Here is an 8,519-nt window from a genome sequence, read left to right as displayed (position 1 = left end):
TAGACAATTTAATTAATCAAGACTTTATATCAACTAAACCCATGAAAAAACTATTTACCGACATCACTTATTTTTAAAACCCCCCAAGGATTTTTTATATTTTTCTTGTATTATTGATTCTTTCAACAACCAAATTATCGCTTCCCACACTTCCAAACATCAAAATAAAGAATTAGTTTTAAACACCATCCAAAAATTACCTCCATTAAAAGAACCTTGTATCATTCATTCCGACCAAGGCACAGTTTATCAATCACAAAAAAGTCCAACAAACACTATTAAAAAAAGGGTTTTTTTAATCAGCATGTCGAGAAAAGCCACCCCTCGTGATAACGCCGTAATTGAAAACTTTTTTCGGCCAAATGAAAACTATCTTACAACATCAACATCCTTTTTTATTTCAAAAATCACCTGAAAAAGTTAAAAAAATAATCAATTATTTCCCCAAATTTTGGAACAATCAATGGATTTTAGCTAAATTAAATTATTCATCACCTTCTCAATATTGTCAAAATTTTAGATAATAGTTTTTTATTTCAAATTTTCAACCTTGAAAAAGGTTACTTTTTGCGCATTTTTTTAATCAAAATAACATAATTACGTAAAAAAATAATTATAATTTCATTTTCTTACCACTTTTTTAACTTTTTTTACTTAAATATATAGTGTAAGGGTAAAATATGACAAAAAAATATCTTTTGAAACTAAAGAATTATTAAAAGTTTTAGAAACTTTTTGAAATTTAAAAAAATATTTCTTTAGTTTGAAAAGATATGAAATTATCTACTTAATTTTAAGTCTTAAAGAACAATTTTAAAGACAAAAGTTGTCTAAAAAAACGGAACAGCGCACAGCGTTATCACTAGGGGTGGCTTTTCTCGGCATGATGATTAAAAAAACCTTTTTTCGTTAAATTTTGTTGGACTTTTTGTGATTGGTAAACTGTTCCTTGATCTGAGTGAATAATACAAGGTTCTTTTAATAGAGGTAATTTTTGGATGGTGTTTAAAACTAATTCTTTATTTTGATGTTTGGAAGTGTGGGAAGCGATAATTTGGTTGTTGAAAGAATCAATAATACAAGAAAAATATAAAAATCCTTGGGGAGTTTTGAAATATTTAGTTTTAAAATTATTTTTATAATAATATTTATTTTTTTAATTCTTAAAAGACAAAAAATACCGTTTTCTTTCATAATAGTATAAATTTTTTTCTTGGTAATGTTTTCGTTAAAAGTTTTTTGGTATAAATCAGTGATTTTACGATGACCGCAAAAATATTTTTCTTGTAAACATAAAGCTTTAATGCGATTTTGTTGTAATAAGTATTTTTCTTTTTTGGCTTTTATTTTATTTTCGACTTTCAACCAATAATAATAAGTGCTTCTTTTGGTTTTGATAATTTTAAAATGATTTTTAAATTTAGTTTTGATTAAATTGTTTAACTAATTCAAAAAAAAAAAAACCAGTTTTTTTATTAGTTTTTTGGTTTTTTTCATTAGAGTTTGTAATAATTTATTTTTTTGTTTCTCTTTTCTATTATTTTAGCTATTTTTTTCATGATTTAAATATTGTTTCTTTTTTTATATCATATAAATAACCATTATAACTCTGAATGATTATATTTATTTAAAAAAAGGGGGGTCGCGCGCAACTGGGGGATTTTTAGTTTTCTTCTTTTTTTATTTATGTGTACTTATAATTGTCATTAGCGCTTCAACGAGTTAGGGGATTATGTTTGGATAATTTTAAACAACTCTTTTTAATAATGGAAAGAAAAAATAGGGAGTTATTTATATATCGAAAAATAATAATGATAGATAAAAGATACAACGATAATATCAAATATCGAATATCATTATCATTATCATTATCGATATAATATATAAAATATCACTCCTTAAAAATGTTTTGTTTTGTCAAAGAATTTTAAATATTGAAAGCGTTATAAAACTGTTAGTGAAGTGTTTTATTTGATTTTAGATATATATTTATACATGGGATGTATTTTTTTAACCCGATAGCCCTGTTTATTTTTGGTTAAAAATAATTTGATGTGTTTTAAATCTTCCGATTGATAATAAATAACATTTAATCCTTTTTTATAATTTGTTTTTATAGGATTGTTATATTTATCTACTTTTTTAGCATCTAATTTATATAATTTTAAAGTTTCTAGTTTGTCTATGGTTATCTTACTTATTAATTCTTTAATATAATCTTTTTGTTCGTTAAGATAATTAATTTGGAAGATAGGGAAATGTGTTTTAAGGGTATTATTTTGGTGTTTTGGGGGTGATATGGGGTTGGTTAGGGTTTGATTATTATTATCGTTTTCGGAAGAGTGATTTTTGATTATTTCTATTCTATACTTTTTCATTTCATCTAAGATTTGAGGGTCTACAAATAGAGTTTGGTTTTTTGGGCGATAATTGGCTTGTTGATAGGAATTTTTCTTTTTAGAATGAGAAACAATTGTAATATTTAATAATTCTCCTTTTAATGTTTGTAAAAAGTTTTGGATTTGAACTAAGTCGTTGGGGGTTGATTTTGTTTCCCAACCGCCCCTAATGATTCCTTGATTTGTTTCTTTTTTCATATTTTTCTCCTTTTTTTCATTTTGAATAATAAAAAAATCCCCGAATTTGCGAAAAATAAAATCGCAAAATTTAGGGGTATATGCGCGTGTTGGGGGGGTATGTTAATGTTATTATACATGTAAAGATTTAAATATTGACATAAGGTAAATAATTTAATCAATTATTTCTACTTTGTCTTTTCCAAAAAAATAAATAGCTAAATCGACTATGATTTTATTTTTGGCCTCTTCATAAGTAATGTATGGGTCTAAAAAACATTTTTGATATGCTTCTTTTCCGAATTGTCGCAATAAATCATCAACATCTTTACAAGTTTTATCATAAGGTGGTAAAATGCGTCTAATTTCGTAAATAATATTTTCTTCTTTAAGTTGTTCTCCTAAGGCTTCACTTCGTTTTTGACCTGTTTCATCATTATCTAAGACAATAATTACTTTGATATTTTCTTTTTTTAGAATTTCTATTTGTGATTTAGAAAGTAGTTGAGTGACACAAATGAGACCGACAACGTTTTTAATATTGTTTTACCAACAACTAATGACATCGAAAAAACCTTCATGAATAATAATGGTTTTCATTTGTTTAATATAAGGTAACGCTTCAAAAAAACTATAACTGAAATGAAAAGTAGGTGTTTGACTAAAATTATTGAGGGATTTATATTTAGGTTGGAAATAAGAAACTTCGCGAAAGTTATTTTGATAAAAATGAAATGTTTTATTATATCCATTTTCAATGGGGATAATGATGGAACCATGAAAAGTATCGTGATAATATGTTTTATTTTGTTGATTGGTTTTATCTTTAATAAAACCATATTCAATTAATTTTATTGTATCGATATTTTGCTTTTTACAATAATTTAATAGACGAAAGGATAAAGGTTTATCAGATAATGGGGCATAACCTAGTTTAAATTCTTTAATAGTTTCTATAGTTAATTTTCTTTTTTTGGGTTAAATATTCTAATCCTAGGTGAGATTCATTATTTCGGTTAGTGGTTAATAAAATAATGATAATAATCTCTAATTTGGTTGAATAAAGGCGATATTTCTTTAAATAATTGTGTTTTTGTAGTGTTAATTTCTTTTTCATCAATTGGGTTGTTGATTTTATTGTGGTGGAATTGATATTTAAAAGGTTCGTAAGAAATATTAGGGGTTGAAGTTTGTTGTTGGATTAAGTTTTTAAATTCTTGAGTTTTCATAAAGTTATTGATTTTTTAAAGAGCGTTATTGAAGGTTTTAATTCCTCTTATTTCCATATAAACATCAATAATATCGTAATCTTTACAACATTTTCAACAATGAATTTTATTATCTGAAGTTAAATGGCAACAAGTTGAGTTTTGTCCTTGATGAATGGGACAAGGAAAACGATATTTGGGATTGAATTTTGGTGTTATTATATTTAATTTTTTTAATAAAACTGACATAGGGAAGTTGATTTGAATATTTTTTATTTTTTCTTGAAAATTCTTTGATGAACTCCTTAATTTATTGTATTATTGTTTTTTATAAACTAAAATAGCCACTCTAGGAAGTGGCTTACAATTGGTAATAAAAAAAGATCTTCGTTTTGAAGGTCTTAATTGTTTTTTTATTTAATTATTTTATTTTTTTTATCATGACGAATTAAACAAACTTCTCTTTTTGGTTTTTTTAATTCAAACATTTGTTTGCAATCTTTACATTGAAAATAATTTTGAACAGGACAATGACACATAAATAAAGTTGCTTTAACTTGTTTTTCTATTTTTTTATTAATAATTTCAAATTCCCATTCATAATTATTTTTTTCATTAAAATAACTTTAGAACTTTTTTGTTGTGAAAACCATTCATTTATATTATCGCGAATTCTTAAAACATTATCATTTCTTGCTTCAACAAGTGCTTCCTTATACTCTTTTTCGGTTTTTTTATTTAATTGTTTTATGAGATATTTGTTACGAAAAATAATTATTGCAAGCTCATCATCACTTGTCCGATGAGAAGTATAAGTGATAAGTTGATAAAACGCTTCAATAATTATTGAAGCGTTTGTTCATATCTTGCATTCAATATAAAGACTTTTTTTATGATGAATGGGCATACAAATATCTGCATATCCTTCGTTCATCAGAAGTTCAGTGAATATATATATATATATATATTTAAATTCTTCCGAATTTTGAAAAAAATTATTTAATCCGACAGCAAGAATTGAGGTGTTCCAAAAGTTTAAACACTTTTGGAACACCTCACACAAAAAACTCAAATCATTAATTTAAACGAATTAATCAACATCCAACATCACTCCCCAAAAAAACATGTTTAATGTAATATCATATGAAAATAAAAACAAAAAACCAACCATCATCTCACCAACAAAAATCAATAATTAGGATTAAAATTTTAACCATCGTTTCGCATCATTAAAATGTATATGAAACTTTTTTTCAAAAAACAAATAAACAAAGGAGTTAAATTATTATGACAAAAAAAGAATTAATTAAAAAAACGCTTTAGTTAAAAAAACTTTCGCAAATAAAACAGAAGAATTTTATCACATATTCGAAAAGACTTTAATCGAAGCAATCACTACTAATGAAAAAGTAGTTTGATTCCATAAAATTGTTAAATTTAAATTAAACCCAAGAAAAGCCTATATCTGTAGAACATTCTTCTTGGGTTTGTATCATGTTGGCAAAACTTAAAAAAATATCTAATTAAATTATGCAAATTATTGTGGTTTAAAAATGTTTCGCTTATAGAATTCCCAATTATAGAACTAACTAATCCGCGAATAACCATCACTTCATTACCTTGTTTTTCAATTCTTGTTGAATGTTTTTTATTAGACTTGTTTTTCGACTGCCGTCGAGTTCTTCGAAGATAAATAATTTCATTTTATGATCTTTTTATTCTCAATTTTTCCATTAAAAAAAGACCTTCGATTTGAATATCTTAGTTGTATTTTTTTGCTTAATTTTTTTAAATAAGTTGTTTAAAATAATTCTTGTTTGGCATTATGTAGCAATTCTAAATATTTTTTACTATCTGTAATAATTTGATTAATGAAGTTATTGTCTTGATAAATACGAAACACATGATAATTAGTATCATAGAAATAAACTAAGAAATAAGCGAATTGAGCTTGACTACAATAGAGTTGACATTGGTATTTCTTTAGGAGGAGTCAATGTGATTAATACTTTATTAGATAAATTAGATGGTTTTAATAGTAGCAATAAAAAGATTATCTTAATGGGGGCTACTAATAACTTTCATAAAATTGATTCCGTTTTACACAGTTGTTTTAGTAAAGAAATCTATATCGGCAATTTAAAATATTCTGAAATTGAAGTTTATTTAAAACATATTTTTTGTTTGGTAATGATGTTTTTTAAATAATTATTTGTTTTTTAATAATTTTTTGAAATTAAATGGGATAAAATAACAACCATTTACGGAAATTCCGTAGATGGTTGTTTTCAAATGATTTAATTTATAATTTTAATATTTTTATGTTATTTATGGCCAAAGTGCATTAACTGTACTTATTATTGCATTTTGAGAAAAAACTTCCATTTCATCCCATAAAAAAGAGCAACTTGAATCTAAACTGTCTTGTATTGATGTATGACTTTGTTCAAAAATAAATTTCAATTGAGTTTTTACAATATCTTTAAAACTATCGATATCAAATGTTTCTTTTTTGAAATTAGTAACTTGTACATCTTCCCAATCTTCAACAACTAAAATATAATCGCGAAGTGTGTCCACAAATAAATTAATATATTTGCTACTTTCTTTATATTTAGTTTTTAAATGTGCTCTCATATCATAAACAATTTTAGAAGTAGCTAAATTAGTTTTAGTTGTTAAAGAACTTGTTATATTTTCTAAAACTTTTAAAGGATCTGATACATCACTTAATTTCTTTTCTTGTAGTTTTGATGATTCAGATAAAGTAGCAGTTTTTTCTTTTGGACATTTTTTCATCTGCAAAAGAACTTGGAATAAATGCTGATAAGAAACACGAAACAAACACAAATGTAATTACTATCAAGAAAATTAAATAATTGTTTTTAATTGATTTTTTTAACAATTATAAAACCCCCTAATTAAAATATATAAACTTCAAATAACTATCATCCTGTAATTTTATTATATCATAATTTAATTTTTTTACCTAAAAAAAAAAAATTAAAAGAACCTGCATTAATTATTTTTAAAAATTTAAGTAATTTTTAATCGGATTTAGTTTGTTAAAATTGAATAAAATGCAGTGATTTTATTATAATACTACACTTTTAACTTTAATTTATGTTATAATTATAATGAAAATAAATAAATTTTTTGATGTTTATACAAAGATGATTTTAAAAAAATTTTTTATTTTCTATTTTTGTATTTGCCTTTTTAATTTTTTAAATTTTATTTCAATTTTAAGTTGTAAATAAAATCATATAAAGAAAGCAGGTTATATATAAATTATGGTAAAACTCCAAAAAGATAAAGTAAAATTATTAATATTTGCTGGCTTTTGGGCCATTTTACTATTTTTAAATCACAATTATTTAATTTTTGCTGACCAAGATGATGATATTGAAAACGTGATAACTCTAACAGAAACCAAAGAGAATCAAACAGAAGAAATAAAAATGCAATGTCAAGATTTATTGCAAAAGGGCGAGAAAGATGCCTAATTTCTTAGTAAATTAACCAATTACAAATGCAATTAGTAATGCAGTACAACATATTTTTGGTTTATCTTGTGAAAGCAAGATAGATTATAGCAGAAAATAAAAGCAAAAAAACGAGAAACTGTTTATTGTTTTGATTTGCAAGTTGAAAATAGTCATGGAAAAGCTTTGCAATAAGCCTAAGAGAAAAAAACGGGCAGTAGCTATAAGGTAAAACAGTTAATTCCTTATATTTTAGGGCAGTTTATATATTTTTTGCGTATATAAAATTTACTAACACTTATTATTTTAAGTGGCAAGCAAAATCGCTAAACCTAAAACCTACCACCTACAACATAAATTATTTTTGCATATTAATTGTGGTTATCTCACCTAAAACTATTAAGGTAAGAAATTAGAGTAACTTCTATCTTCCTAAAAGTCATTTGCTAAAAGTATAAAAGCATCTAAAATAAACTTTGGTGTTTAGGCTCAAGGAAAAAGCAGAATCGTAGTAGTCGTAAGAAATTCAAAGCTTAGCTGGAATGTAAAAGTGAACTGACTTACCAAGGAATTTGGGAAAACCAAATACAAGGCGAAAGAGGAAATATATTTTAATATATAAACGCTGTATGCTTGGAAACTTGCTTGTGCGGTGTTGTGCGAGGCTCAAAAAAACCTAATTATTAGTTAATAATTAAGGCGTTTTGTTTCTATCGCGATAATTAAAGAAATTAAAATTGAAATTAAACAATTAGCAGTTAATAATCAAACAGAAATTGAAAAATGTTTAAAAGATCCCATTTTTACAACTATTTTAGAAACAATTAATGAAGATCTAGCAACAGAATCAAAAGAAGTAATTGATTATTTAAATCAAATATATGAACTAATATCAAAAGTAAATAAAGATATAATTAGTATTTTAGCAGCTTTAGAAATATTAAAAAACGAAACATTAAAATTTAGTCAAACGATGTTAGAATATAATAATATTGTAGACAAATTTAATAATTTTGAAACATACAAAAAACAATTTTTTGGCCCTTTTAATAAAATATTAACTTATAACCAGAATATAAAAATTCTAAAAGAACTACCTCTTTTAGAAGCAAAATTACAATTAGGGTTGGATAAATTTGGAGGAGGTATAAAATTAAAAGAAAGACAAAATAATATGGATGAAATAATAGCTAAATTTGCTTATTTAAAAGATCAAAATGCTCAAAATCCTTCGGATAGTTCTCAAAATA

4 protein-coding genes and 6 pseudogenes are annotated in these 8,519 nt (G+C 24.5%); 5 read left to right on the top strand and 5 right to left on the bottom strand.

Translation table 11 applies throughout. The annotated features are described in order from the left end of the window. A pseudogene (locus tag BBA70_RS00905) lies at positions 1–524 on the top strand (transposase); the annotation flags it as partial. Positions 525–849: 325 nt separating this feature from the next. On the opposite strand, the pseudogene BBA70_RS00900 reads toward BBA70_RS00905, so the two are convergent. From BBA70_RS00900 to BBA70_RS00890, 3 genes and pseudogenes are all read right to left on the bottom strand, one after another. Then, positions 850–1,497 (bottom strand): annotated as a pseudogene (locus BBA70_RS00900) (transposase); the annotation flags it as partial. Positions 1,498–1,967: 470 nt separating this feature from the next. After that, positions 1,968–2,597, bottom strand: coding sequence for a hypothetical protein (locus BBA70_RS00895; protein WP_252861474.1), 630 nt, complete (start codon positions 2,595–2,597; stop codon positions 1,968–1,970). A gap of 153 nt (positions 2,598–2,750) precedes the next feature. Next, positions 2,751–4,033: pseudogene (locus BBA70_RS00890) on the bottom strand (toprim domain-containing protein). 1,038 nt (positions 4,034–5,071) lie between these two features. Between BBA70_RS00890 and BBA70_RS03655 the strand changes: the two are divergent. Further along, positions 5,072–5,199: pseudogene (locus BBA70_RS03655) on the top strand (HU family DNA-binding protein); the annotation flags it as partial. Positions 5,200–5,585: 386 nt separating this feature from the next. Here the strand turns inward: BBA70_RS03655 and BBA70_RS00885 are convergent. Then, positions 5,586–5,759 (bottom strand): annotated as a pseudogene (locus BBA70_RS00885) (YqaJ viral recombinase family protein); the annotation flags it as partial. Here BBA70_RS00885 and BBA70_RS00880 point away from each other — a divergent pair. Further along, a pseudogene (locus tag BBA70_RS00880) lies at positions 5,744–5,962 on the top strand (AAA family ATPase); the annotation flags it as partial. The pseudogenes BBA70_RS00885 and BBA70_RS00880 overlap by 16 nt on opposite strands. Before the next feature lie 150 nt (positions 5,963–6,112). Here the strand turns inward: BBA70_RS00880 and BBA70_RS00875 are convergent. Continuing rightward, positions 6,113–6,583 carry a hypothetical protein gene (locus BBA70_RS00875; RefSeq protein ID WP_252861473.1) on the bottom strand — a complete coding sequence of 157 codons (471 nt, stop codon included), beginning with the start codon at positions 6,581–6,583 and terminating at the stop codon, positions 6,113–6,115. 494 nt (positions 6,584–7,077) lie between these two features. On the opposite strand from BBA70_RS00875, the gene BBA70_RS00870 reads away from it, so the two are divergent. After that, a complete protein-coding gene (locus tag BBA70_RS00870) occupies positions 7,078–7,290 on the top strand; it encodes a hypothetical protein (RefSeq protein ID WP_011412450.1) in 213 nt (70 codons plus the stop codon). Between the two features lie 952 nt (positions 7,291–8,242). Then, a partial coding sequence (locus BBA70_RS00865; protein ID WP_252861472.1) for a hypothetical protein occupies positions 8,243–8,519 on the top strand: 277 nt, incomplete at its 3' end.

The organism is New Jersey aster yellows phytoplasma (assembly GCF_002554195.1).
Taxonomy (GTDB): Bacteria; Bacillota_I; Bacilli_A; order Acholeplasmatales; family Acholeplasmataceae; genus Phytoplasma.
The sequence above is the reverse complement of the archived record's forward strand: the minus strand, read 5'-3'. Positions and strand labels throughout refer to the sequence as shown.

Excerpts from the sequence above, each read along its gene's own strand:
- BBA70_RS00895 (WP_252861474.1), bottom strand. The coding sequence starts at position 2,597 with ATGAAAAAAGAAACAAATCAAGGAATCATTAGGGGCGGTTGGGAAACA.
- BBA70_RS00875 (WP_252861473.1), bottom strand. The coding sequence starts at position 6,583 with ATGAAAAAATGTCCAAAAGAAAAAACTGCTACTTTATCTGAATCATCA.
- BBA70_RS00870 (WP_011412450.1), top strand. The coding sequence starts at position 7,078 with ATGGTAAAACTCCAAAAAGATAAAGTAAAATTATTAATATTTGCTGGC.